This is a genomic window from Dietzia sp. UBA5065, from assembly GCA_002415925.1.
Lineage (GTDB): Bacteria > Actinomycetota > Actinomycetes > Mycobacteriales > Mycobacteriaceae > Dietzia.
Window position 1 is genome coordinate 1 of the sequence record DIAZ01000107.1, and the last position, 598, is coordinate 598.

At 72.7% G+C, this 598-nt stretch carries 1 pseudogene; it reads right to left on the reverse strand.

What is annotated here, in order from left to right:
* Positions 1 to 386: pseudogene (locus B4M60_RS08145) on the reverse strand (PAP2 family protein); the annotation flags it as partial.
* Positions 387 to 598: the final 212 nt, after the last annotated feature.

The following is a 598-nucleotide window of genomic DNA, read 5'->3' on the forward strand; positions in this document are numbered from 1 at the left end:
CGGCGGCTGCCCCGCACGGACACCAGGTACCCGGAGGTCGCGAGCGCGAACAGCGGCACGGCGGTGACCCCGCCGAGCTCGGTCACCGCCCGGACGATCCGCGTGGTCCGGGGCGTGTGGCGCCGCTGCAGCCACAGCATGACCGGTTGGTCGAAGGGGAACTTGGCGCCGCTGCGGACCCGCTCGGCCAGCTCGACGAACCCGACCACCGGCATCGCGAAGCCCACGAACGCCACGCCGAAGATCGCCCACGTCCCACGGGGCAGCGGCACCTCGCGCCGGTCGACGATGCTGCCGAGCACCCCGTCCGACGGATGCAGCCGTCGCCACACGCCCCGCGCCGGGGACAGTGCCCGGGCGCGACGGGGGATCGTCGGTCGCGACATGCCCACACCCTATGCAGCGCCGGGCGTCGGTGCCGGGCGATCGGGCGGGTAGACGGCGAAAGACCGCCCCGCGTGGTTAGGGTGGGCCCAGCCAACCCGAGAGGCGGAGGACGAATGAGTCAGACCCGTACCGAACACGACCTTCTCGGCACCAGGGAGGTCCCGGCGGAGGCCTACTACGGCATCCATACCGTGCGGGCGGTCGAGAACTT